Origin of the sequence: Tumebacillus permanentifrigoris, assembly GCF_003148565.1 — a bacterium.
Classification (GTDB): Bacteria; Bacillota; Bacilli; order Tumebacillales; family Tumebacillaceae; genus Tumebacillus; species Tumebacillus permanentifrigoris.
This window is the reverse complement of sequence record NZ_QGGL01000015.1, coordinates 71,928-96,286: the sequence shown is the minus strand read 5'-3', so window position 1 is coordinate 96,286 and position 24,359 is coordinate 71,928. Positions and strand designations below refer to the sequence as shown.

21 protein-coding genes, 1 other RNA gene and 1 pseudogene are annotated in these 24,359 nt (G+C 54.5%); 3 read left to right on the top strand and 20 right to left on the bottom strand.

Going from position 1 to position 24,359, the window contains the following annotated elements; genetic code table 11:
• Nucleotides 1–2 precede the first annotated feature (2 nt).
• Nucleotides 3–1,187 carry a sensor histidine kinase gene (locus C7459_RS16540; RefSeq protein WP_146201028.1) on the bottom strand — a complete coding sequence of 395 codons (1,185 nt, stop codon included), beginning with the start codon at nt 1,185–1,187 and terminating at the stop codon, nt 3–5.
• Between the two features lie 105 nt (nt 1,188–1,292).
• On the opposite strand from C7459_RS16540, the gene C7459_RS16535 reads away from it, so the two are divergent.
• Nucleotides 1,293–1,517 carry a heavy-metal-associated domain-containing protein gene (locus C7459_RS16535; RefSeq protein ID WP_109690400.1) on the top strand — a complete coding sequence of 75 codons (225 nt, stop codon included), beginning with the start codon at nt 1,293–1,295 and terminating at the stop codon, nt 1,515–1,517.
• A 55-nt stretch (nt 1,518–1,572) separates the two neighbouring features.
• Here C7459_RS16535 and C7459_RS16530 read toward each other — a convergent pair whose 3' ends face one another.
• Complete coding sequence (locus C7459_RS16530; RefSeq protein ID WP_109690399.1) at nt 1,573–3,351, bottom strand: UbiD family decarboxylase; 1,779 nt, start codon at nt 3,349–3,351, stop codon at nt 1,573–1,575.
• Nucleotides 3,352–3,551: 200 nt separating this feature from the next.
• On the opposite strand from C7459_RS16530, the gene C7459_RS16525 reads away from it, so the two are divergent.
• Nucleotides 3,552–5,891, top strand: a complete 2,340-nt coding sequence (locus C7459_RS16525; RefSeq protein ID WP_109690398.1) for an immune inhibitor A domain-containing protein — start codon at nt 3,552–3,554, stop codon at nt 5,889–5,891.
• A gap of 52 nt (nt 5,892–5,943) precedes the next feature.
• Here the strand turns inward: C7459_RS16525 and C7459_RS16520 are convergent, their stop codons facing one another.
• The 6 genes and pseudogenes from C7459_RS16520 to C7459_RS16495 all read right to left on the bottom strand — a co-directional run bounded on the left by C7459_RS16520 (nt 5,944) and on the right by C7459_RS16495 (nt 10,473).
• Nucleotides 5,944–6,846, bottom strand: a complete 903-nt coding sequence (locus C7459_RS16520; protein ID WP_170119507.1) for a DMT family transporter — start codon at nt 6,844–6,846, stop codon at nt 5,944–5,946.
• A gap of 313 nt (nt 6,847–7,159) precedes the next feature.
• Entirely contained in the window at nt 7,160–7,912 is a 753-nt protein-coding gene (locus tag C7459_RS16515) for an HIRAN domain-containing protein (protein ID WP_109690396.1), read from the bottom strand.
• A 7-nt stretch (nt 7,913–7,919) separates the two neighbouring features.
• Complete coding sequence (locus C7459_RS16510) at nt 7,920–8,810, bottom strand: HipA domain-containing protein (protein WP_109690395.1); 891 nt, start codon at nt 8,808–8,810, stop codon at nt 7,920–7,922.
• A gap of 240 nt (nt 8,811–9,050) precedes the next feature.
• Nucleotides 9,051–9,197: pseudogene (locus C7459_RS24190) on the bottom strand (antibiotic biosynthesis monooxygenase family protein); the annotation flags it as partial.
• A 204-nt stretch (nt 9,198–9,401) separates the two neighbouring features.
• Entirely contained in the window at nt 9,402–9,935 is a 534-nt protein-coding gene (locus C7459_RS23020; protein WP_146201027.1) for a hypothetical protein, read from the bottom strand.
• Between the two features lie 247 nt (nt 9,936–10,182).
• Nucleotides 10,183–10,473 (bottom strand): antibiotic biosynthesis monooxygenase family protein, encoded by a 291-nt coding sequence (locus C7459_RS16495; protein WP_109690393.1) that lies wholly within the window; start codon nt 10,471–10,473, stop codon nt 10,183–10,185.
• A 253-nt stretch (nt 10,474–10,726) separates the two neighbouring features.
• Between C7459_RS16495 and asnB the strand changes: the two genes are divergently transcribed.
• A complete protein-coding gene (gene asnB / locus C7459_RS16490; RefSeq protein ID WP_109690392.1) occupies nt 10,727–12,571 on the top strand; it encodes an asparagine synthase (glutamine-hydrolyzing) in 1,845 nt (614 codons plus the stop codon).
• Nucleotides 12,572–12,618: 47 nt separating this feature from the next.
• On the opposite strand, the gene trhA is transcribed toward asnB, so the two are convergent.
• The 12 genes from trhA to rpoD form a co-directional block, all read right to left on the bottom strand.
• Nucleotides 12,619–13,269 carry a PAQR family membrane homeostasis protein TrhA gene (gene trhA / locus C7459_RS16485; protein WP_245884595.1) on the bottom strand — a complete coding sequence of 217 codons (651 nt, stop codon included), beginning with the start codon at nt 13,267–13,269 and terminating at the stop codon, nt 12,619–12,621.
• Nucleotides 13,270–13,354: 85 nt separating this feature from the next.
• Nucleotides 13,355–14,146 (bottom strand): pirin family protein, encoded by a 792-nt coding sequence (locus C7459_RS16480; protein WP_109690391.1) that lies wholly within the window; start codon nt 14,144–14,146, stop codon nt 13,355–13,357.
• A gap of 148 nt (nt 14,147–14,294) precedes the next feature.
• On the bottom strand, nt 14,295–15,383 hold the full coding sequence (locus C7459_RS16475; protein ID WP_109690390.1) for a DNA glycosylase AlkZ-like family protein: 1,089 nt from the start codon (nt 15,381–15,383) through the stop codon (nt 14,295–14,297).
• A gap of 69 nt (nt 15,384–15,452) precedes the next feature.
• Nucleotides 15,453–16,283, bottom strand: coding sequence for an aldo/keto reductase (locus C7459_RS16470; RefSeq protein WP_109690389.1), 831 nt, complete (start codon nt 16,281–16,283; stop codon nt 15,453–15,455).
• Between the two features lie 103 nt (nt 16,284–16,386).
• Nucleotides 16,387–16,787: RNase P RNA component class A (rnpB, locus tag C7459_RS16465), an RNA gene on the bottom strand.
• An 80-nt stretch (nt 16,788–16,867) separates the two neighbouring features.
• Nucleotides 16,868–17,125, bottom strand: a complete 258-nt coding sequence (locus C7459_RS16460) for a hypothetical protein (protein ID WP_109690388.1) — start codon at nt 17,123–17,125, stop codon at nt 16,868–16,870.
• Nucleotides 17,126–17,177: 52 nt separating this feature from the next.
• The gene (locus C7459_RS16455; protein ID WP_109690387.1) at nt 17,178–18,314 is read right to left on the bottom strand and encodes a Nif3-like dinuclear metal center hexameric protein; all 1,137 of its coding nucleotides are present in this window, start codon (nt 18,312–18,314) and stop codon (nt 17,178–17,180) included.
• On the bottom strand, nt 18,295–18,999 hold the full coding sequence (locus tag C7459_RS16450) for a tRNA (adenine(22)-N(1))-methyltransferase (RefSeq protein WP_109690386.1): 705 nt from the start codon (nt 18,997–18,999) through the stop codon (nt 18,295–18,297). The genes C7459_RS16455 and C7459_RS16450 overlap by 20 nt, the downstream gene beginning before the upstream one ends.
• A gap of 95 nt (nt 19,000–19,094) precedes the next feature.
• A complete protein-coding gene (locus C7459_RS16445; RefSeq protein ID WP_109690385.1) occupies nt 19,095–20,741 on the bottom strand; it encodes an AMP-binding protein in 1,647 nt (548 codons plus the stop codon).
• 222 nt (nt 20,742–20,963) lie between these two features.
• Nucleotides 20,964–22,103, bottom strand: a complete 1,140-nt coding sequence (locus C7459_RS16440) for an acyl-CoA dehydrogenase family protein (protein WP_109690384.1) — start codon at nt 22,101–22,103, stop codon at nt 20,964–20,966.
• A gap of 171 nt (nt 22,104–22,274) precedes the next feature.
• Nucleotides 22,275–23,126 carry a hypothetical protein gene (locus tag C7459_RS16435; protein ID WP_109690383.1) on the bottom strand — a complete coding sequence of 284 codons (852 nt, stop codon included), beginning with the start codon at nt 23,124–23,126 and terminating at the stop codon, nt 22,275–22,277.
• Between the two features lie 73 nt (nt 23,127–23,199).
• The gene (gene rpoD / locus C7459_RS16430) at nt 23,200–24,348 is read right to left on the bottom strand and encodes an RNA polymerase sigma factor RpoD (RefSeq protein WP_109690382.1); all 1,149 of its coding nucleotides are present in this window, start codon (nt 24,346–24,348) and stop codon (nt 23,200–23,202) included.
• Nucleotides 24,349–24,359 lie beyond the last annotated feature (11 nt).

Below are 24,359 nucleotides of genomic sequence, written 5' to 3'. Positions count from 1 at the left end.
CATCAGTCACTCCCTTGCTGTGTAAACATCGGCACGGTGCAGCAGACGTCCAAGCCGTGCGGGGAAACAGGCGTGAAAGTCAGCGTCCCGCCCGCTGCAGCCACGCGTTCCAGCATCCCCTTCATGCCAAAACCGGGCACGACCGGGTCGCCCGGTTTCCAACGTCCGTCATCCCGAACGCACATCTGCACAACATCCGGTGCGGGTTCAAGGATCTCCACCGTCACCTGGGTCGCTTCTGCGTGGCGGACGGTGTTGGTGATGGCCTCCTGCAAAATCCGATAGAGGGTCACCGTCGTCTCCGGGGTCAAATCAATGTCATCTGTTGCGAGAAAGCGGCACGTCAAGTGCGTATGCGCTTCGACTTGTGACACAAAAGCGCGCAGGGAGGTCACGCCGACCACCGTCTTGTCATCGGCGAGCGCGTGTACGGAGGTGCGGATCTCGCCCAGTGAACTGCGGGCGACGTGCAGCATGTTGGATACCATCTCTTTGACTTCTGGCTTGCTGTCGGTGGTGAGATACTGGAGGGCTTGCAACTGGACGATCAGCGACGTCAGGCTGTGCCCGAGCGAGTCGTGAATGTCGCGCGCGATGCGGGTGCGCTCCTCGAGTACAGCATGGTGCATCGATTTGACGGTAGCGTCTTGGAGATCGGTGTGGGCTTTTTGCAACGCTTCCAGATGTTTGCGGCTGACTTCGCCTGCTTCAAAACGCAAGCGATAGCCGCGCATCCCCATGTACACCGAGGCGATCCCGACGATCAGCCCCAAGCGGTCCTGCACCGTCGCGCCAAAACGCACCTGCAACGCCAGCACTTGCAGACCGATGATCACCGAGAGGACCGCGGCGAAATTCCCCGGCACGCGGCGGGCGAAGAACCCGATCAGAAACAGGAACAGCATGACGCTCCACCAACCAGCATCGAACACGAACACATTTAAATCGGTGACGACCGAGAGGACGAACGTGACGAACAGCAAGTCACGCGGTTTCTGCAACCGCTCGGCAAACCAAAACACCGACCCGTACAGCACGAGCAAGACGGCGCTCATCACCACTTGCCCAACCGTCCCCGACACCACATCACGATACGCAAAAAACACCATCCCTAGCGCCACCAGAGTCCGTCCTGTGAGCAAGCGATCGGTGAGATCATCGACCATATGTAAAACTTTCGTAAACAAGAGGGCACGACCTTTCCAAGTGAGTCCCTTTTAGGATACTCGATAATCCGGTGCATAGCATCCCCCTCGCTGTCTCATACTGTTACACGAGGGGGGTGGCTTTTCATGTCCATCGCAAACATCTTGATCCGCAAAGCCGCACCAGATGAAGTTCGCAAGGTCTCGACCGCGTTGAACGCACTGTCTGGCGTGGAGCGCGCAGTGGTCGATATGAGCACCAACCGCATCGCAGTGGAGTTCGAGGATGATGTCACCAACTTGAACCAACTGCGCAAAACCGTCCAAGCCCAAGGCATCGACGTGTTGTCGGAGTGGAAGGAACCCTTCTAAGCAGAAAAAATACCCCGCGGCCTTCACCCGCCGGGGTATTTTTTGTGTCCAAGTACTAGAATTGTTGCTTGCCGAAGTACTCCGTCCATCGCGCAGATACTTTCTGGTCGATGTCCGGGCGAGTTTCCACTTCATCCGGGTACCACGGCTTCATCCGTGCATCGATCACGATCGGGAGTTTGTACGCGACATGGTGACGCACCAAGTCCGCTTCCGCATAGATATCATGCGACGGGTCGAAGCGCGTGAAGGTCGTCCACAGGAACGAACTCTGCGCCTTCGCGACTTTGGCATCGTCGACGAGGAACACCACCGGCCACTCGCGCAAGGCATCGGCATGCTGCTGCACGATGCGCGCACCGAGCTCTGGGTCTTGCTCATACGACGCACCCGAGATGCAGAGGCAGCCTTTGCAATACGGCTCGATCTGGTTGACGAGCGCTAGGTCCGGGCCTTGGTACTGGCCGGGCAACGTGCGGATCGGATCGCCCGTACCGAGCAGGATGCCCTTCGAGCCTTTGTTGAACTGACGGCCCGTGTAATCCAGCGTGTCGTTCGAGGTGTTGCCGATCACGAAGAGATCGGTCGCTGGATCGAAACGCTCCAGAACTTGTTCAAATGTCGCGGCAAAGTTGGTCAGGTCGACCATCTTGTCAGCCAGGATCAGGAACTTGGTCAGACTCAACTGGCCTTCGCCCAAGATGCGGAAGGCATGCGCAATCGTCTCACGCTTGTAGCTCTCGCGCACGACTGCCGCTGCCAACGCATGGAAGCCGGTCTCTGCATAGGTCCACAGTTCCCGCACACCTGGCATCGCCAACGGAAACGCCGGCGACAGCAGGCGTTGCAGGAAGTCGCCAAGATAATAATCCTCCTGTACCGGCTTGCCGACGACGGTCGCCGGATAGATCGCATCGCGACGGTGGTACACGCGGTCGACGTTGAACACCGGGAACTCATGCGCCAGCGAGTAATAGCCGAAATGGTCGCCAAACGGCCCTTCGAGACGGCGTTGGTGCGGCGGGACTTTCCCGACGATAGCAAACTCGGCTTCCGCGATCAACGGGTTGCGTCCACCTGCCGGATCGGCGATCACCGGCAGTTTTTCTCCGAGGATCAGAGAAGTGAGCAGCAGTTCAGGCAACATCTCCGGGACCGGAGCGATCGCCGATGCGATCAAAGCGGGCGGGCCGCCGAGGAAGACGGTGGTGGCGAGGTCTTCTCCGCGCTGTTCCGCTTCCCAGTGGTGGAAGCCGCCACCCTTTTGAATCTGCCAGTGCATCCCCGTCGTGTTGTCATCATAGACCTGAACCCGGTACATGCCGAGATTGTGGTCTTTTTTGTTCGGGTCCGGGTGTTCGGTGTAGACGAGCGGCAACGTGACAAAGGGGCCGCCGTCTTCATGCCACGAGGTCAAGACGGGCAGTTCGGACAGCTTGGCAGGTGAATCGACCAAGTCGAGGATCGGGGCTTTGTCACGCCCGACGTTTTTGGTTCCGACCTTCGCCAGTTCAAGGAAGAGATTGCGTTCTCCCCACAACTTGCCGAGCGTCGGCGGCACCAATTTATGAGTCAGGGAGATGATCTCCTTCATCAACTGTTCCGGGCGGGGTCCAAACGCGAGATCCACGCGGCGAATCGTGCCGAACATATTGGAGAACACCGGGTAGCTGCTTCCTTTGACGTTGGTGAACAGCAACGCCGGACCGCCCTCTGCAATGACGCGACGGTGAATTTCTGCGAGTTCTAAGTTCGGATCGACCTCTGCTGTGATCTCCACAATGTCCCGCTCTTGGCGCAATGTATTGATAAAACTTCGTAGGTTACGATGCATCTATGTCTTCTCTCCTATCGCATACATTCAATCTTATCTATTGTACCACAGCCCCGAATTCCGCCAAGTGTGGACACCTTTCAATTCTTCTTTCAGAAAATATAAAAATTTCTGTGGTGTCGAACAGGAGTTTTCTGTCTTATGTTGAATAAGGATAGCGTATTAGTTAATTTCTATATATAAAAAGGGAGGGACTTTTCATGAACCGCAAATTGTTCACGTTGGGCCTGACCTCCGCTCTCGTTGCAGGGACGGTCTTCACCGTCACCCCCGCAACGCTGCCAGCGGCGGCTCAAGCGCCTGACACCAGCATCGGTCACGATGCAGCACCGCTCGATCTCGGCATCGTCAATCAGGACCGCATGATCCAGTCGTTGATCGAACGCGGCGTCATCCCGCAAGGCCTGACTCCAGAACAACAGACACAAGCGATGAACCAATACTTGCAAACCCGCGTCAACACCGCCCAAACGCGCACCGAAAAAAACAATTCCTCTGACAAGCGTGCCGCGATGCGCACCACCGCAAAAGCGGGAACCGTCTCGGCAACCGCTCCGTCTGCGGCGGTACCGCAAGCATGGAACGGCAGTCTGCGCAAGGACAAAATCCTCGTGCTGCTCGTCGAGTACAACGACTACGCACACAACAACATCAGTTCTTCGGAAACGGATAACTACTTCTCTGACTACTCCACCGAACACTACCGTCAGATGCTGTTCTCCCCAACTGGCTACACCGGCCCGGATGGCAAGAACAAGATCTCGATGGTTCAATACTACCTGCAACAATCCGGCGGTTCTTACACCGTGGACGGAGACGTGTACGGCTGGCTGAAAGCTCCGAAAGGCTTTTCGGCTTACGGCGGCAACGTCGATGACAGTGACAACAACCCGCGCGGTCTGATCCGCGATGCGCTGGCAGCAGCATCAGCAAACGGCGTCCCGCTGTCCTCCTATGACCAAGAGGATATCTACGACCTCGATGGCGACGGCAACACCCGTGAGCCGGACGGCCTCGTCGACCACCTGATGGTCATCCACGCAGGTGTTGGTGAAGAAGCAGGCGGCGGATCGCTCGGCGATGCGGCGATCTGGTCACACCGTTGGGATCTCGGTTCCCCGTATGCGATCCCGGGCACCAAAGCAACCGTTCCGTACTGGGGCGGCGCGATGGGCGCATTCGACTACACCGTCGAACCGGAAGACGGCGCAACGGGCGTGTTCTCGCATGAGTACGGCCACGATCTCGGCCTGCCGGATGAGTACGACACGATCTACTCGGGCAACGGCGAACCGGTCGAGTACTACTCGATCATGTCTGCTGGTTCTTGGGCGGGCGACGTACCGGGCTCCGAACCGACTGGTTTCTCCCCGTATGCCAAAGAGTTCTACCAACAGACCATCGGCGGCAACTGGCAACAAGGTAAGCGCATCGGCGTCTCGGACATCCCGGCGGCTGGCCTGACCTACACGCTGGACCAAGCATCCACCCACGGCACGAATGATGACGTCGTGCGGATCGACCTCCCGGACAACGTCACGTCCATCAACACCCCGGCGACCGGTTCCTATGAATACTACGGTGGCCGAAAAGACGAGATGGACAACAAGATGAGCACCACGGTCGACCTGACCGGTGCAACTTCTGCTTCGCTCGACTATGACACCTGGTACAAAATGGAACAGGGCTGGGATTACTCGATGGTCCAAGTCTCGACCGACAACGGTACGACTTGGAAATCGCTCGCAACTCCGCACACCACGACCGACATCGTAGCAGACGGTTACCCGACCATCATCCCGAATCTGCCGGGCTACACCGGTGATTCTGGCGGTTGGTTGCATGAGACGATCGACCTGAGTGCGTATGCAGGTCAGAAAATCCAGCTGCAATTCCGCTCCATGACCGACTGGGGCACCAACCTCGACGGGTTCTTTGTGGATAACGTCAAGGTGACGAAAAACGGCTCCACCCTGCTCAGCGATGGCGCAGAAGGCACTTCGCTGTTCACGCTCAACGGCTTCAGCAAGCACGAAGGCAAGTATGCGACCAAGCACCACTACCTCGTCGAATGGCGCAACCATCAAGGTGTTGACCAAGGTCTGGCACACATCCGCCGTGGCACGTCCTTGATGAGCTACGATCCGGGCATGCTGATCTGGTATGTCAATGAAGCGTATGACGACAACTGGACGGCTGCACATCCAGGCAAAGGCTTCCTCGGCGTGGTTGACTCGCACCAAAACGTCCACCACTGGGGCGGCAACGACGCGAGCGGCGCAATCGCTGGCACGCGTTACCAAATCTTCGACGCAGCGTTCTCGCTGAAAAAAGGTTCGGACCTTGACGTCTACTATGACAAAGGATTCCACCTCTACAATGCAGCGAAGAACCCGAACCCGATCTTTGACGACAAAACCGCGTACTGGTCCCCGTCGAGCTCCGATTCCGGCCTCAAGCTCCCGAGCTACGGCTTGAAAATCCAAGTGCTCTCCGAAGCGGCAGACCGCAGCACCGCGACGATCAAGATCACCAAGTAGCAATCTCGTAAGCAAAAAGAGGAGTTGGCCCATGCGGCCAACTCCTCTTTTTTTAGATCGAAACGGTAGGTTTCGTGCTGCTGATCGATCTCTTGTTGGTGATCGCAACCCCGCTCAGGACGAGAATGCCACCGATGACTTGCGCCATGTGAATCGGATCGCCCAAGACAAAGTGCGCCACGATCAACGCGATAAACGGCGGGATGTTCATGAACATCGAGGCCTTGCTCGCCCCGATCTCCGCGACCCCTTTGTTCCACCAGAACCCGCCGAGGCCTTGGGCCACAATTCCGGCGGAGATCATCAACAGCCACATCCACAAGCTGTGGCTGACCACCGTCCCGCCTTGCAACGCTTCCGCACCTGCGGGCAATGTCATCAACACACTGCCGGCCACGGTGGAATAGATCGTGATCATATAGGAGGACATGCTTTCCGTCAGCCTGCGGATGAACAACAGCGAGATCGACAAGGTCAACATCGCAAACAACAGGTAGACATCACCGATCGTGATCCCGAACGACCCATCGCCACCGACGGTGACGATCGTGACCACACCGACCAATCCAACGATTGCCCCAATGATTTTAAATGCGGTAAAGCGTTCCTTCAGGAAGATCCGTGCCAAGATCAACGTGGCGATCGGAGACAAGGCGATGATCAGTGCGGCGTTCCCAGCTGTCGAATGATGAAGTCCGGTGAAATAAAACGTCTGATTGAGCAGCGTCCCGAAAATCCCGGCCCCGGCGAGCAGGCCCCATTCCTTTTTGGACGGACGGCGCAGTTGGCCACCCATGACCCCGACGATGATCAAGAAAACAGACGTCAGACAGATGCGTACAAAGGACAGAAAAATCGGGGAAAAGCTGTGCAACAAGTACGAACTGACGACGAAATTGATCCCCCAGAGCATGGAAACCCCGAATAGCCGAAGCGATGTAAGTCGTTCTGACATCATTCACAGTCCTTTGTTATTAGATTGACGAACATCAGAAAATCAACATACGTACTAGAGGAGTATAGTACAACGAACTTGGACTTGTCAGTACCAATCGACCACAGGCTGGTTGAGTTTTTTAGAGGAGCACAGGAATTACCTGCTGAAATTTGTCTCCTCCACCTGTCGATTTCTATATTTTACATCTGTGGAAGTCGGAGGGCAATCGCGTTGTGCTTGAAGTGAAATTCAATCCGTACAATGATGGGTAAAAAACCACCCGTCCTGAACGAGTGGTTTGCTCACTTTAACGTTGATGCTGATTCTAATTTTAGTTCGACTCTTGAATAAACTCATCAACAGGCGGCAGAAAGTTTTTCAAATTACGGTCAGTAGGGAGGGTTCCTGTTAAGGAAACCACGGGTCTAAAACATTGTTTTTCATCTAGAAGGGCTCGAATTTCCACATGAAATGCAATGTTCATCTGAATCCAGAAATGAATGGCCTCATTATAAGGTTTTGGCACATAACCGATTCGTAATGGCGGATTACCTCGTGTCATCAATTGAATAGCTTTCGGATCTACCGGATTGTCAGGCTCTACCAGTAAGTCTAGCTGTTGACCACGCGTTACTTTATCGATCAAATTTTGCTCTTGATTCAAAGGCTTCCAACCTGCTGCTTCGAACTCCAAATGAATAACGTTTTTTTGAATCTTGATCGGTTCCAAAAAAAACAGACGATCAGTTGCCAATTTCCCTTTGGATACGCGCAGATACTCCCAATCGAGATCATCAAATTCGGTAAGTTGAAAGCGATTGATAACTTCTTTGAATTCTTTTCGGCTAGAGCTTGGAATTCGACGTTCAAAAACTGAAAACAATTTAGGCGATTGATACATTGCTTCCAAGTCAGGGAATCCGGCTAAATTGGTAAACCCATCGTCGTATGCGCTCCGGACTTCATCCTTGAGGTATCTGAATTGATAACCAGTCTGCTTCTTGCTTAGCAAACCAATCTTACAATTCGCCTTTGTAACTGGATTACTCCACATCAGAATTAACCTATCTGTTAAAGTACTCATTATCCATTCACCTCATTTGTAATAGGCGGTCTCTACGTGTTGTTAACAATCGGATGACAAATCTTTTGTATTCATCATGCATCACTTCAGACGGGACAGAATGCACAATCTGCTCGATCTCACGGCTCGCTAGGAACTCTACTTTATCCATCGCGATACGCATCTCTTTTGAAAAGGACCCTTCCAAGATACTCTCAAGCAAGTTGAAATGTTTTGTACCACGTTTAGCAGTCCCCGTTCGTATGAGAGACGGACTGCGACTAATATAGGCTTCAAAACTGGTGGGGTTCGTCATTTTCTCTTGAACATCTGGTATCAGTAATTCTCTACCTAAACATGACGCATTATCGTATAAGGGCGCAAAAACAATCTGCGCTGTTTCAAGGTGGGTGATGATACCGAAATTATCTTGATGTCGGTCCGTATTGCCTACCAAGGCATCGAACACTATCATATCAAAGAGATGGTGTAACATGCCTAGTTCCGTAAAAACACGGTACAGAAGATTCATATTGTAGTTGACTTCTTCACCACGTAACTTCTTACGATCATACGTTCGGTCAAAAGGGTCAATTAAATCTGCTCCTTCTTCCAAAATTTCGACTTGTGGGTCGAGAAATCTCCAGCATAGGGAGCAGTAAACTTCATCTACATATGCAATTTCTACATCGTGCGTTCGAATCCCAATACTCTTACCAATCTCGGATGCAATTTTCTCTGACCACGCCTCGCCCGTATGTGGTTTTATTGGGTCTCGATCTTCTTCAAGGCAAGAAACAGGCTTTTTAATCAGACCATAACGAAGGCTTTCTGGACAAATTCGCCATTCCTTGTCCTTGGAGCCTGAAGCACTTTCTTCCGTACGCTGCCATTGTGTCACATCAAAGATTTTGTACATGTGCTTCGCTCCTATTCTATTTCATCCGTCCATGTGTTTGCCTCTATTGTCTTCTATTAAGCAGGTATTATCAATAGATTTTCTCAAAGTCAGGTAAAAAGTAAAAACCTCACAGTCTGAAACAGTGCAGTTTTCTTACTTCTTATCTGACGGAGATCACTTACACGTTGTACAAACTCAGGTCGGCCATGACCGAAGAATTCGCAGGTGAACGAGAGTTTCAATAGAGTCTAAATGTATTTAACTATCAATTATTTCGCCCTTCACCGGCGAGTTCGGGTTCGCATTGGCATGCGCTTTTGTGAAGGAGTCGGATTCAACCCACTCCTTGTACGCAGCCTCATCCTCCCACTTGGTGTAGACGACCAGATCGTCGCCTTCGGTTGATGATCTACACCATCAAATTGTTTCAGGTATTGGGATGTGTGGCTCTTTACTTCAGAAAAGATATTCTCAAATTGATCTCGTCATGTTCAGTACTCGGAAGCCTTGCCCTTTTTCCTTCCTAACTGATCAATGGTCAGTAAAAAAGATGACTCCTGAATGAATTCAGAAGTCATCTTTTGGCCGCCTAGCAACCGTGGTTCGTTCTTATCGTCCGCCTGTATTTGTAGCCCAGACAGGTAGCCAGCTGCCGCCACTGTTTCCAGTTGTGTCATAAAGAACACAATTCCCATCACTTTGAACGACCAGTCTGTCACCAACGAGGCCTGTTGGCTTAATCATTGGCGGTTGGTAATGGGAATTCATCCATGAATTGGTATCCGCCTGCCAAAACGTAAATTGATCTGCCGTATCTGTTACACGAAGACGTCCGATGGTGTCGAGCCTTAATACCTCGGCGTATCTGTGGTAAGTTATCCCGATGAACGGATCATAAATGTCGACATGATCGCCTCTAGTGCCTGACCCCCAGAGACTAGTACCTTGATTATAAAGCACCAGATTCCCATCCCATTGCATGTCGAAAGCAAATCGACCATCAGCGGATGTAATCATTCCGTCATGAGAAAGTGTTTGGCCAGGTGTGAGATAGTCCGCTGCAAAGGCCGAAGAAACAGCGGGGAGTTGAAGCATGGATAGTGCAAGTAACATAGAACCAGTCATTTTTGCGATTTTATTCACAGAGTATTGCTCCTTTTCGATAATATTTTAATTCTAAAAACAGTATATCATATAACTTCCATTTCTATCAAGTTTTTCTAATAAAATCAATAATCATGATATGAACATTCGAAAGCCCAGCCCTTTTCCATCCCACTCGCCGCCTTTGCGCTTGGCCGAATTTATGGCAAACAAAAAGCCCTCATGTTCGAATCACATGAGGACTTTTCCAGCAGTCAATACCACCCATAGGCGAATGTTTTTAGGATTACGACGAAAACTTCACGTTGTACAAACGCAGATCGCCTTTTACCGGGGAATTCGGGTTCGCATTGGCATGCGCCTTCGTGAAGGAGTCGGACTCAACCCACGCCTTGTACGCAGCCTCATCCTCCCACTTGGTGTAGACGACGAGCTCGTCGCCTTCGGTCGGAACGAGGAATTGGTATTCGAGGCAGCCTGCAACTTGGCTCATGCGCTCGCCAGCGGTGGCGAAGCGGCCTTCGAGGTGCTCGCGGTATTCGGCCGGAACGGTCAGACGGTTCATGGAGACGAACATAGTATGTAACATCCTTTCCAATCTAAGGTATACCTGTATCGTACCATAGTGGATAACGGATTGCTTGCCTTGTCACAGAATGTTTACCAATCAATTCCACGGCAGCGAAACGTAAGCCACGTCACTCGATCGTGGCTTTTTTTGCAACATGGCCAACCCTCTGCGCATAGGTTATCTCATGCTAGGCGAGTGTCTGTTCCCTACACCGATGGAACAGTCTCGACGAGAATCCATAGGGAGGGGAACGAATACCATGTGCGGAATTGCGGGTTGGACCGATTGGAAACTGGACCTCACCCAACAGAGTGCCGTCCTCGAGGATATGGCGGAAACGCTGTACAACCGGGGGCCGGATGCTGGTGGTATTTTTTTGTCCCAACATACTGGCTTTGCCCACCGACGACTGGTCGTCGTCGACCCGAACAACGGTCAACAACCGATGAGCCGCCAACGCGGGGATCACACGTACACGATGGTCTACAACGGCGAGCTCTACAATACCGAAGACATCCGCCGCGACCTCTTGGCACGCGGCTACACGTTTCAAGGTCACTCCGACACCGAAGTCCTGCTGACCTCCTACCTCGAATGGGGTCCCGCCTGTGTCGAGCGTTTTAACGGAATTTTTGCCTTCGCGATCTGGGACCCCCAGCAACAAACTCTGTTCATCGCTCGCGACCGCCTCGGCGTCAAACCGCTGTTTTACACAGAGCGCGGGGCCGGGTTGCTTTTCGCCTCCGAACTGAAAGCCTTGCTCGCCCACCCATCTGTCGAGCCGGAAGTCGACGCAGAAGGCCTCGCAGAAGTATTCGCCATCGGACCGGCCAAAACTCCGGGCCACGGCGTTTTTCGCGGCGTTCACGAGCTGAAACCCGGTCACTTCCTACAATTTAGCCGCAACGGGTTGAAGATCACGCAGTATTGGAAACTCGACAGCTACAAGCACGAGGACGATTTCAACACCACCGTAGCAAACGTCCGCGCCCTGCTCCAAGACGCGGTCGAACGCCAACTGGTCTCCGATGTCCCGATCTGCACGTTCCTCTCCGGCGGACTCGACTCCAGCATGATCTCCGCATTTGCCGCCCAAAAGTTTGAACGCGACAACCTCGGCAAACTCCACACCTTCTCCATCGACTACGTAGGCAATGACCAGCATTTCCAAGCGAGCGACTTCCAGCCGAACCCCGATGCGCCATTTGTCAAACGGATGCAGGAATTCCTCGGCTCCGAGCACCACTACATCCAGATCGACACCCCGCAGTTGGTGGAGTCGTTGCGCGACGCGATGTACGCTCGCGACCTGCCTGGCATGGCGGACGTCGATTCCTCGCTGCTGCTGTTCTCACAAGAGATCAAGCAGGAAGCGACGGTCGGTCTCTCCGGCGAGTGTGCCGATGAAATTTTTGGCGGCTACCCGTGGTTTTACCGTGAAGAGATGGTCAATGCAGGTACATTTCCGTGGTCGCGCAACAAAGCCGACCGCGCAACGTGGTTGAACAAGGACTGGAGCCAGCGCCTCAACATCGAGGAGTATGTGCAAGATCGCTACCACCAAGCGCTGGCCGAAGTTCCGCACCTCGACGGTGAGACAGCAGGCGAGCGCCGGGCGCGCGAGATGGCATATCTGAACCTGTTCCGCTGGATGCCGACCCTGCTGGATCGCAAGGACCGGATGACGATGGCCGCTTCCTTGGAAGTGCGCGTGCCGTTTTGCGACCACCGCATCGTCGAGTACATGTGGAATGTGCCGTGGGAGATGAAGTTTTACGAGCAACGTGAAAAAGGCTTGCTGCGCAAAGCCCTCGAAGGCGTGCTCCCCGACGACATCCTCTACCGCAAGAAAAGCCCCTACCCGAAGACGCACAACCCGAACTACTTCGCCGCCGTGCGCGACATGGTGTTGGAAGTGCTGGACGACAAGTCCTCGCCGCTGCTCCAGATCATCGACGCCAACACGATCCGCGAGATCGCCAAAGCCAACGACCCGAACTTCGTGAAGCCGTGGTTCGGCCAACTGATGGCTGGCCCGCAACTGTTCGCGTATCTGGCGCAGGTCGACACATGGATGCGGAAGTACAAGGTGCGGATCGTCTAAAAAAGCCCTCTGTGCCAGCGCACAGAGGGCTTTTTCCTACCTATGAGTTACACGGTCGCCACGAAAAACGCGATCATCACGAAATGCAGTGCGCTGCCCGCCGAGACGAACATATGCCAGACCTCGTGGAAGCCAAATTTCCCGGGAATTAAGTCGAGTTTTTTGGTTCCGTAGATGACAGCACCGATCGTGTACGCCATGCCACCGAGGAACATGAACAGGATTGCGCCGGACGGGAGGCCTTGCGACAGTTTGTACAGCGGTACGATCGCCAGCCAGCCGAGCCCGAGGTACAGGAGCGTGGAGATCCAACGCGGAACGCCCATAAAGAACAATTTAAGCAGCATCCCGATCCCAGCAAGACCCCAGACAACCGACAGCATCGTCACTTGCCACGCCCCGTGCAGACCATAGGCAAACATCGGCGTGTACGTCCCGGCGATCAGCAGAAAAATCGAGACATGGTCGAACTTGCGGAGCCACAGCTCCTTTTTCGGGGTCGTGCGGATCGCGTGATACAAGCCGCTCGCGAGGAAGAGGACGATCATACTCGCCCCGTAGATGATCAGCGAGGACAACTTGCCCGCTGTCTGTTCCGAATACGTCACCACCAGATAGATCAACCCGATGACCGCCGCTGCGCAGGTCAGCAGATGGGACCATGCGTTTACCGGTTCTTTCACTTGCACAAACTTCACGGAATCAACCTCCCTCAACACGTTTAGTTACGTAAAGTGTAAGGGATAGGATGCCCGAAAACAACAGCCGAAATTAGGGGTTTTTTCAGGAATTCGTGTAGAATTCACGAACACGGTTGTACGGGAGGTACGGCAGTTCAGACGGAGTCTGGATGAAGATCACACGCGCCGACTGGCCATCTGGCGCTTGCACGGATACTTCGGTCGCCGTCTCTGCACGGTATACCGCGAAAACGCGATGCTCCACTCGTGTTGATTCCAAAGCGCCCGCGGCGTTCCACTCGGTATCGCCTTCGACCACGAGGCCAGCTAGGGAGTAACCTGCGGGCACTTGCGTTGTGAAAGTGGCGCCCGCTTCCAGCGTCACATCCCACAGTTGCGCATCTGCTACCAATTCGATCGGCGATGTGGAACCGAGGACGGTCTTCACCGTCACACCCGCCTCCACAACGGCCGGAAATTCCTCGTGCTCATGCTGAACATAGGTCGGCTGGCGTTGCACCGCATCGCCCATGTACGGTTCAAACCAGATCTGAAAACCAGACGATCCCTTGTACATCGTCTCCGCGTGATACGCGCCGCTCCCGGTCTGCATCACTTGTGCGCCGCCCGCCTCGACGGTGCTCTCCGTGCCCAGCGAGTCCTTGTGCCCGCCTTTGCCCGCGAGGAAGTAGGTGATGATCTCAAATCCCTTGTGCGGATGAAACGGGATGAACCCATCCTCCTTGCCTTCAAACCAAGCCCAGTAGAACAACGGCCCGACCCGTTTCACCGCTGAACCTTCGCCGGGGAAACCAATCGGTTTTTGCTCCACGATCTTGCCGCCATCAAACATTCCGACCGCTTGCAGATGCGGCGGGTACAGTTGCAATGCCATGCTGCCACAACTCCTCTCGTCTATATGAACTTACTTTTTGTAAGTTACTTACCATAACGCAACTATACCAGCTCTCCACAACCCTTGTCAATCTAACATGCCCATACATGAAAAAGAGAACCTGTGCCGCAGACGGCCAGGTTCTTTTTTACACAAAAAGGTAGCTGTGGAGGCGGTGCAAGAGTTCGTCGAGTTCCGCCTGATGCGATGCTCCCAGCCAGACGAGGCGTTGAAGTTGCAAGGTTTTCTGCTTGCGGTCCGCCTTCAGATCGACCGTGCCGACGATCTCCCCGCAGAGCAAGATCGGGAGCGCGAAGTATCCGAACTGGCGCTGCTCCTCCGGGAAGTAGCTCTCCAACCGGAAGTCGAGTCCGAACAGGGCTTTCACCCTCGGTCGGTACCAGATCAGATTGTCAAACGGAGAGAGCAACGTGCTGTGTGTCGGAGGCTCCTGTAGTTGAGAGCCCTGCAGAAGCTCCAAGTCCTCCTCCAGCACGTAATACGTCGCCCCCTCCACCTCGACCGGTCTAGCCCCTACATCTGATAGATGCGCTTCCACCGTGCGAGCCTTGAAGCGGAAGTAATCGGCGATGTCCTTCACCGTCGCCGCACCCATCGCGTGCAGGGCGAGTTGCGTGTAGCGTCGATAGGTCTCCTCTAGCGGCACAGACTCTCCTACTAGATGAGGCGGAACATGGAGGTCGAGTCGGCGGTAGAGCTTGTGAAACTTGTCGTTGCGCGTGACCCCCACCTGTCCAGCGCGCCACAGTTGGTCAAAGGCCCGGCGCACCGGGCTCATCTCCCACGTCCCGAGCTTGCGACCAGAGCCACCGACTTGTTCGGTCACATGCTTGCCGTGTACTGTGCCTTGCTCGTCCAACGTTTGCAGGATCACCTCGTGCAAATCGGTCTGTTCCAGCGCGGCACGATGGGCGTCCAGCTTGGCTTGGAAGTACTTGTGCTCCTCCATCGGCAGGATCGACAGCGCATGGAGGTAATGCTCAAAGATCTCGCCTCGCTCATACCACTCCAACAACCACTCCTCGCGAAACTCCTGCATCCGCGACCTGAACACCAAGTGTTGGCTGCGCGTGACCACGCTCATCGTGTCGAGTTGCACACAGCCGAGATTACGCAAGATCTCCAACGCCTCTGCTGGCGTGTTCGAAGTCGGTGGGTGATACAAGCCTTGCTTCCATAGATTCAATCGAACAACCTGTTGTTTCGTGATCTGCATCTGCAGGCTCCTCTGGCAAAAAAGGAACCTGTCCGCTGGGAGCGGGCTGGTTCCCTTTTTCACAATGATTTAGAAGTCGAAGTTGTCCGGGTCCGGGCCGAAGCGACGGTTTTCGTTCAGTTCGCTCAGCGCCGCCATGTCGTCCGCAGACAGTTCGAAGTCGAACACTTGCGCGTTCTCCGCGATGCGGGACGGGGTGATCGATTTCGGGATCGTGACCACTTCGTTTTGCAGGTCCCAACGCAGGACGATCTGCGCCGCCGACTTGCCGTACTTCTGCGCCAGTTCGGTGAGGATCGGCAGGTCGAGGTTGCCTTGCATCAGCGGGCTCCACGCTTCGAGCTGGATCTTGTGCTCGCGGCAGAAGGCACGCAGTTCGGTCTGGTTCAGCAGCGGGTGGTACTCGACTTGGTTCACAGCCGGCACGACGGTCGCATCTGCCAGCAAGTCTTGCAGGTGGTGAACATGGAAGTTAGAGACGCCGATCGCACGGACGCGGCCGTCCTTGTAGAGCTGCTCCATGGCACGCCAGGTGTCTTTGGACTTCTCCCCTTTTGGCCAGTGGATCAGGTAGAGGTCGAGGTATTCGAGGCCGAGCTTCTGCATGCTTTCTTCAAAAGCGGCAAGCGTGGACTCGTAGCCTTGGTTCGCATTCCAAACTTTGGTGGTGATGAAGATCTCTTCACGCGGCACGCCGCTTTCCTTGATCGCGCGACCGACACCTTCTTCATTGCCGTAGATCGCGGCGGTGTCGAGGCTGCGGTAGCCGGTTGCCAGTGCGCTTTTCACTGCATCCTCGACTTGCGCACCTTCTTCGACGCGCCAGACGCCGAGGCCAAACCAAGGCATTTTGACTCCGTTGTTCAGGGTGGTCGTATCGGTCAGATGTTGAATTGCCATTATGTAACGCCCTCCTTTGCTTACCCTTTTTAGTATACCAAAAAAAGGCATCCATACTGCAACCTGCGTCACAGTACGAATGCCTTGATTTTTGTAGGAGACTCCGAAAAGTGGGCCGATAAGCCGAGTTTTGTTCTCCGGTGCTGCAAACGGTCGTCAACCTCGCACCTGGAGCAGCAACCATCTATCTAGGCGTGCTGTTGCCAACACGCTCAAGCGACCAACCCGAGTCCGCGTCGGGCAAACGCATGTGGACTCCTATCCGGTCTTGCTTCGGGTGGGGTTTACCTAGCCAGCCTGTCTCCAGACTGCTGGTGCGCTCTTACCGCACCGTTGCATCCTTGCCCGCACCCCGCTTGCACGAGGCCGCTGGCGGTTTCTTTCTGTGGCACTTTCCTTAGGATCGCTCCCACCGGCCGTTAGCCGGCACCCTGCCCTATGAAGCTCGGACTTTCCTCCCGTGGCGTCTTGCGAACATCCACCGGCGATTGCCTAGCCTACTTTTCGGTTGAAGACGTGTCTATCCGTCACAAGAAGATACTATATCACCCCTGCACGTTGCCATGCAAGTCCCATTTCATGGCTTAGGGATACAGCGTGTCCTTGCGGCGCAACGGAATTTCGCTGACTTTGCGGATGCGCTTCGCCGTGCAGAAGCGGCACTCGGTGACAACTTGTTTCTTTTTTTCATCCGCCAACTCCGTGTAGATCACACGCTGCATGATCCGGCCACAGTCAGGACATTTGGTGATGGTCAGCATGAATTGGAGAAACGAATACGCGTATATAAAGACCAAGAAAGCTCCGAGTATCGCAATGGCACTTACCAGAATTGAAGCCATGCTTCTTCACCCCCACATCCAATACATATGGGGATGTCCTGTAAAACATGTCTTACACGAAACGGAACGGCTCCGTGTTGGTCTGTGAAACGAGAATCTCCGTCTCGAAGCCGTATTCGTGCATCTTGGCTTCCAAGTAAGCGCGCAACGACGGCAGGCAAACCTTCTCCGTATTGTGTCCAGGATCGACCATGCACAGTCCTTCTGCTTCTGCGTCCTGTGCATAGTGGTAGCGGATGTCACCGGTGACAAAAACGTCCGCGCCTTGTTTCAGCGCGTCCGGGAAGTACTCCTCGCCGGAGCCACCCAGCACGGCGACGCGGCGGATTTTCCGATCGAGCGGACCGACAACGCGGGCATGCTCCACCTCAAACTGCTGCTTCACGAATTCCGCGAACTGCGCAAGCGTCATCTCCTCGACCAGATCGCCGACGCGCCCTACGCCGAAGACCTTGCCCATGATCTCCAACGGGTAGAGATCGTACGCGACTTCCTCGTAAGGGTGGGCCGCGATCATCGCCGCGATCACGCGATCTTGGATGTGTTCGGGGACGACCGTTTCGAGGCGAATCTCGTTGACGCGCTCCAGTTTCCCCTGTTCACCCACGTAGGGGTTGGTGCCTTGCTCGGGGACAAACATCCCCACGCCCGGCGTGTTGAAGCTGACATTGCTGTAGTTGCCGATCCAACCCGCCCCAGCCGCACTGACCGCTTGGCGGACTTGTTCATGATGCGTCTCGGGGACGAAGACCACGAGTTTTTTCAAACGCGTGTTGTGGACGCGGGTCAGGATGTCGACGTTCTCCAAGTGCAGGCGGGAGGCGAGGATGTCGTTGATGCCACCCTCCGCGATGTCGAGGTTGGTGTGCGCCACGTAGACGCCGATGCCGTTGGCGAGCAATTTCTGCAGTTTGCGACCATACGGCGTGTCGGTGCGCAGGGTTTGCACCGCTTTGAAGATCATCGCATGGTGAGCGATGATCAGATCAACCCCTTGGGCAATCGCTTCGTCGATAACGCCCTCGACGTTGGAATCCAGCGACAGCAGGACTTTGCGGACCGGGCGCGTCGGGTCGCCAACTTGCAGGCCGACTTTGTCCCACGATTCCGCGAGGCTCAGCGGAGCCATCTCTTCAAGTGCTGCCGTCACTTGGCGGACGGTGGCGAGGTTAGGCGTTGGTTTGGACATGGTTACGAACCTCCTCCAGTTGTGCGCGCCGTGCGAGCAGTTCTTGCTTGCGGGCGAGGCCGTTCTCGGTCGGCGTCTTTTCAATCGCAGCGAGCGCACGGCGGATCTTGCCTTGTTCATACTCGACGCGATCAACCACTTTCGGGTGCTTGCGGGCGAGATTGAACGGGCCAAATTCCAGCTCCATCTCATCTGTGATGTTCATCTCGCCACGCTCAGCGACGATGATTTCATAGATCCGCTCATCCTCGGTCAGGATATCCTCGTCGATGATCATCCAGCCGTGCAGTTGCAACCACTTGCGGACGCGGTCGCTATCCCCCTGCGGGGAGAGCACGAGGCGGGAGACGCCGGGCAGTTTGTCCTTGCCCGCTTCGAGGATTTCGCGGATGTTGTAGCCGCCCATGCCGGCGATCGTGATCACATCGACCTCACCGGGTGCGATCACGGCGAGGCCATCGCCTTTGCGAACGGAGATGACGTCTGCGAGGCCGTTTTCGCGGACATGGCGGTCGGCACCTCGGAAGGGGCCTTCGTTGACTTCACCGGCGACGGCAGCGGTGGCGACGCCTTTTTGGACTAAATAAATAGGTAGGTACGCATGGTCGCTCCCGATGTCGGCCACCTTGACGTTCGGCGGGACATTGGAGGCGATGCGTTGCAAGCGTTCTGAGAGATTGATCAACTGTTATCACCTTATGTATGGAATGGTTGCTTTCCTATTATAGACCAAAAAGAGACCTGACCTCAAAAAGGTCAGGTCTCTTTTTGCAAAAGCGGTTACGCTTGTTTCTGTTCTAGCTTTTCAATCGCTTGTTCCCGCAGCTTGAACTTTTGGATCTTGCCCGATGCGGTCATCGGGTAGGCGTCGACGAACTCGATGTAGCGCGGAATCTTGAAGCGGGAGATCTGGCCGTCGCAGAAGGCGCGGAGTTCCTCAGGGGTCAGAGTGGACCCTTCCTTGAGGATCACAAAGGCTGCAGCTTCCTCGCCAAGGCGCTCATCAGGCACGCCGACAACTTGCACGTCGAGCACCGCCGGATGTGTGTAGAGGAATTCCTCGACTTCACGCGGGTAGATGTTCTCGCCGCCGCGGATGATCATGTCCTTGAGCCGCCCGGTGACTTTGACGTAGCCAACCTCGTCCATCGTGGCGAGGTCGCCGGTGTGCAACCAGCCTTCCTCGTCAATCGTAGCTGCTGTCGCGCCCGGGTTCTTGTAATAGCCCTTCATCACGTGGTAGCCACGCGTACACAGTTCCCCCTGTACACCGCGTGGAACTTCCTCCGACGTGCCGGGCAGGACGATCCGGACTTCGACGTTCGGCAGTGCGTATCCGACGGTGGAGACGCGTTGCTCAATTGTACTGTCGCTGCGGGTCTGGGTGATGACTGGCGAGGATTCGGTCTGCCCGTATGCGATCGTGACTTCTGCCATGCCCATTTTGTCGACGACCGCTTTCATCACTTCGATCGGGCACGGCGATCCTGCCATGATCCCGGTGCGCAAGGAGGTGAGGTCGAACTTGTTGAAGTCCGGGTGGTTCAACTCGCCGATGAACATCGTCGGCACGCCATACAGCGCGGTACAACGTTCCGCCTGCACGGTCTCCAGCACTTCCAGCGGGTTGTATGCCACCAACGGCACCATCGTAGCCCCGACCGTCACAGCGCCCAATGTCCCCATCGAACAGCCGAAGCAATGGAAAAATGGCACCGGGATGCACACACGGTCAACAGATGTCAGGTTCAAGCACGAGACGACGTTGCGCGAGTTGTTGATCAGGTTGTTATGTGTGAGCATGACACCTTTGGGGAAACCGGTCGTCCCGGAGGTGTACTGCATGTTGATCACATCGTCTGGCTCCGTGGTCGCTTGGCGTGCCAGCAAGTCATCGTCCGCGACATCGCGGCCGAGTTCCATGATGTCAGACCAGTTGAACAGACCCGGGTGTTTTTCAGCACCGAGGAAGATCACGTTTTTCAAAAAGGGTAGGCGTGCACTCTGCAACTGCCCAGGTGCACACTCCCGAAGTTCGGGTGCGATGTCGTATAGCATCTCCAGATAGCTGGCCCCTTTGAACTCTTCCATCAGGATCAGCGTGGTCGATTCGGACTGGCGCAACAAGTACTCCAGTTCGTGTGCTCGGTAACTGGTATTGACGGTGACGAGCACGGAGCCGATCTTGGCGGTTGCAAATTGAGCCACAACCCACTCCGGGTAGTTGGTCGCCCAGATCGCGATGTGCTCTCCACGTTGCAGGCCCAGTTTCATCAGCCCTTTGGCTGCTTGGGAAACCACGGAGTGAAACTCGCGGTAGCTGTATCGCAAGCCGCGATCGTGGTAAACGAGAGCTTCGTTGTCCGGGTATTGTGCTGTGATTCCGTCGAGCAAGTTGCCGATGGTGGTGTTCATGAGTTCCGCCATGCGTAATCTCTCCTTCGCCTCTACGAATCCAGAATATTCGATACTGGTGTATTCGTTTCGAGAGAGGACAATTCCTTTTGCAGAAATAGGAACAAAAAAAAGCGCCCCAGGCAAAATGCCAGGGGCTAAAGGTTGTGTGTTGGTGATGCTTGCTAAACGTCCTATCCGAACAAATGGATAATGTTTATTCGCCACTATAAATTATACACAAGATGGCGAATCTTAGCAACCAATTTGTCGAGCGATGACGATCCGTTGGATCTCGGAGGTACCTTCCCCGATTTCCATCAGTTTCGCGTCGCGGAAGAATCGTTCAACCGGGTATTCCTTCATATAGCCATAGCCGCCGTGGATCTGCACCGCTTGGTCACAAGCGCGCATGCAAATTTCCGATGCGAACAATTTCGCGATCGCGCCTTCCTTGGTGAACGGGCGGCCTTGGTCTTTTAGCCATGCTGCTTTGTGAACAGCGGTGCGCGCCAGTTCGATGTTCATCGCCATATCAGCGAGCTTGAACTGAATCGCTTGGAACTTGGAGATCGACTGACCGAACTGCATGCGCTCTTGGGAGTACTTGAGTGCTGCTTCGTATGCGGCTTGGGCGATCCCGACAGACAGAGCGCCGATCGAGATCCGGCCACCGTCGAGGGTGATCATGAATTGCTTGAAGCCATTGTCGAGCGAGCCGAGGATATTTTCCTTCGGAACGCGCACGTCTTCCATGATGATCTCTGCGGTGTTGGAGCCTTTGAGTCCCAGTTTGTCATACGGTGTTGCCGTGCGGAATCCAGGCGTGTCAGTCGGGATGATAAAGGAGGTGATGCCCTTCGTGCCCTTGGATTTATCGGTAACAGCGGTGACGACGCACACACCTGCGTAAGTAACGTTGGTGATGAAGCACTTGGAACCGTTGATCACCCACTCGTTGCCATCGAGGACAGCGGTGGTTTGCGTGCCGCCTGCGTCAGAACCCGCATTCGATTCGGTCAGACCGAACGCGCCGAGGATTTTCCCTTCAGCCAGCGGTTTCAGCCATTGTTGCTTCTGTTCTTCCGTACCGAAGTAGTAGAACGGGGAGCAACCGAGCGAGACGGCTGCTGCGTAGGACAGACCATGCGAACCGGATGCCCGGCCCACTTCTTCGACTGCAAGTGCATAGGAGATCGTGTCGCCACCTGCACCGCCGTATTCTTCGGAGATCGGCAGTCCGAGGAAGCCGAGTTCGCCCATTTTCTTAAAGGTATCCAGCGGGAACTCGCCAGTTTTGTCCACATGTTCCGCTTCCGGCAAAATTTCTGCTTCCGCGAAATCGCGAACCATATTTTTAATCATCATCTGATCTTGGGTCAAGTCAAAGTTCATCGTAATTCCTCCCTTATCGTTCAAACTGTACCAACCATTTGGTAGGGCTAGCACATGATGAAGCCCGTTCTGTAAGCGCATTCACTTACGAACGGGACTGAATGAGTACGCATTCATTATTTCTACTTTCATTATATACAGAGAACTTGTGTTGTGGCAAGACATTTCAAATTAGGCGGACAGTTGCGACATCCAGTATCGCAGGTCGAGCCGGAAGACGATCAGCAACGAGATCAGCAGGGCCAATTTGAGGAAGATGATGCCTTGGACAAACAAGTCCATCGGTGTGCTATTGACGAGCATCCACACTTCTGGGCCGAAGATCGCGACCACCCCGAAGAGGAGAAACACCGGTGCCAGATAGACGCGATTCCTCCCTAGCAGAAACGAGACGAACACAAACAACGCAGCCGGCAAGATCCAGAATAAGTGCAGGAGATTGTACGTGGCTGTGCTGGTCATCGCAGACAGCTCCAAGAGCTTGGCGTAGATCAACAACAGGCCAGCCAAGCCTCCGCTGCCAATCAATCTCGAGCGACCGATTCCCCCGATCAAGACCCACAGGAAAAACACCACCGTCATCACACCCAACAACGCTTGGGTATCTTCGGCGACTCCATTGACCCATAGGGAATAATATCCATCCCCTACCAACAGCAATGCACCGACAGCCAGCCAGCCCACGCGGGCGAATGGTTGCGTGCGGCCCTGTCGCTTTGCCAAAAAATAGGGCACGATCGAAGCGATTGTTAGAATGGCGATTTGCATTGGCATTGGAAACCATGTAAAATTAAAGACAACAACCAAGCACACCAACAACACCCCGAGACCAGGCAGGATACGGTTCACAGAACCCTTGATCCGATTGCCGCTCCCCCGCTCAGGATAGCTCTGTTCAGCGGAAAAAGATTCACCTTCCGCGTAGAGGTTCATCAAAAAGTCGCAATATTCTGCCGGAAGCAGCTTACTATCTCGCCAATGTCGGATCTCTTGCAGAATGACTCGCTTTTGCTCTGGATTCATACTGGGAGTTTCCCTCCTCTCTACTTGATTGTAAAACAAAAGCACTCACTGCGAAAGTGAGTGCCGATAAAATTTATTCAAGGAAATCCTTGAGACGTTTACTACGGCTCGGATGGCGCAACTTGCGGAGCGCTTTCGCTTCGATCTGGCGAATCCGTTCGCGGGTGACGCCGAATACTTTGCCGACTTCCTCAAGTGTACGAGTACGTCCATCATCAAGGCCGAAGCGCAGGCGCAACACGTTCTCCTCACGCTCCGTCAACGTATCCAGCACGTCTTCGAGCTGTTCCTTCAGGAGTTCGTAAGCCGCAGCATCTGCTGGAGCCAGTGCGTCCTGGTCCTCGATGAAGTCGCCGAGGTGCGAGTCGTCCTCTTCGCCGATCGGCGTCTCGAGGGAGACCGGTTCTTGGGCGATCTTGAGAATCTCACGGACTTTATCTGGGCTCATGTCCATCTCAGCTGCAATTTCCTCGGCAGCCGGTTCACGGCCAAGTTCTTGCAGGAGTTGGCGCGAGATACGGATCAGTTTGTTGATCGTTTCTACCATGTGCACCGGAATTCGGATCGTGCGGGCTTGGTCAGCGATCGCACGGGTGATCGCTTGGCGAATCCACCAAGTCGCATACGTCGAGAACTTGTAGCCTTTGTTGTAGTCGAACTTTTCGACTGCTTTGATCAGACCCATGTTGCCCTCTTGGATCAAGTCGAGGAACAACATGCCACGACCGACATAACGCTTGGCAATCGAGACGACCAGACGCAGGTTCGCTTCCGCCAGACGGCGTTTCGCTTCCTCGTCGCCCTCCTCGATGCGCTGCGCAAGCTTGATCTCTTCTTCAGCAGAAAGCAGCGGAACACGGCCAATTTCCTTCAAGTACATCCGTACAGGGTCGTTGATTTTGATGCCCGGTGGTACGGTCAAATCGCTGAGGTCGAATTCTTCCTCCTCGAGACGGCCCTTCGGTCCACCTTCTTCATCCTCTTCATCATCTTCTTGGAACGACGGATCTTCATCCGCTTCATTGATGACTTCAATCCCCTGTTCAGACACATGGTCGAAGAATTCGTCGATCTGATCGGAGTCTTGATCGAACGGCGAAAGTTTGTCCATGATCTCACTGTATGTGATCACGCCGCGTTTTTTGCCAACTTCCACGAGTGATTGCTTGACTTCCTCAAGCGTAAGAGTTTGTGCTTCTCCGTCTTTCACGTTTTTCACCATCCCGACCCCTC

Excerpts from the sequence above, each read along its gene's own strand:
- C7459_RS16470 (WP_109690389.1), bottom strand. The coding sequence starts at position 16,283 with ATGGCAATTCAACATCTGACCGATACGACCACCCTGAACAACGGAGTC.
- C7459_RS16520 (WP_170119507.1), bottom strand. The coding sequence starts at position 6,846 with ATGTCAGAACGACTTACATCGCTTCGGCTATTCGGGGTTTCCATGCTC.
- C7459_RS16440 (WP_109690384.1), bottom strand. The coding sequence starts at position 22,103 with ATGAACTTTGACTTGACCCAAGATCAGATGATGATTAAAAATATGGTT.
- C7459_RS16475 (WP_109690390.1), bottom strand. The coding sequence starts at position 15,383 with ATGCAGATCACGAAACAACAGGTTGTTCGATTGAATCTATGGAAGCAA.
- C7459_RS16455 (WP_109690387.1), bottom strand. The coding sequence starts at position 18,314 with ATGTCCAAACCAACGCCTAACCTCGCCACCGTCCGCCAAGTGACGGCA.
- C7459_RS16535 (WP_109690400.1), top strand. The coding sequence starts at position 1,293 with ATGTCCATCGCAAACATCTTGATCCGCAAAGCCGCACCAGATGAAGTT.
- C7459_RS16460 (WP_109690388.1), bottom strand. The coding sequence starts at position 17,125 with ATGGCTTCAATTCTGGTAAGTGCCATTGCGATACTCGGAGCTTTCTTG.
- asnB (WP_109690392.1), top strand. The coding sequence starts at position 10,727 with ATGTGCGGAATTGCGGGTTGGACCGATTGGAAACTGGACCTCACCCAA.
- C7459_RS16435 (WP_109690383.1), bottom strand. The coding sequence starts at position 23,126 with ATGAATCCAGAGCAAAAGCGAGTCATTCTGCAAGAGATCCGACATTGG.
- C7459_RS16515 (WP_109690396.1), bottom strand. The coding sequence starts at position 7,912 with ATGAGTACTTTAACAGATAGGTTAATTCTGATGTGGAGTAATCCAGTT.
- C7459_RS16445 (WP_109690385.1), bottom strand. The coding sequence starts at position 20,741 with ATGGCGGAACTCATGAACACCACCATCGGCAACTTGCTCGACGGAATC.
- C7459_RS16495 (WP_109690393.1), bottom strand. The coding sequence starts at position 10,473 with ATGTTCGTCTCCATGAACCGTCTGACCGTTCCGGCCGAATACCGCGAG.
- C7459_RS16510 (WP_109690395.1), bottom strand. The coding sequence starts at position 8,810 with ATGTACAAAATCTTTGATGTGACACAATGGCAGCGTACGGAAGAAAGT.
- rpoD (WP_109690382.1), bottom strand. The coding sequence starts at position 24,348 with ATGGTGAAAAACGTGAAAGACGGAGAAGCACAAACTCTTACGCTTGAG.
- C7459_RS16480 (WP_109690391.1), bottom strand. The coding sequence starts at position 14,146 with ATGGCATTGCAACTGTACCCGCCGCATCTGCAAGCGGTCGGAATGTTT.
- C7459_RS16530 (WP_109690399.1), bottom strand. The coding sequence starts at position 3,351 with ATGCATCGTAACCTACGAAGTTTTATCAATACATTGCGCCAAGAGCGG.
- C7459_RS16525 (WP_109690398.1), top strand. The coding sequence starts at position 3,552 with ATGAACCGCAAATTGTTCACGTTGGGCCTGACCTCCGCTCTCGTTGCA.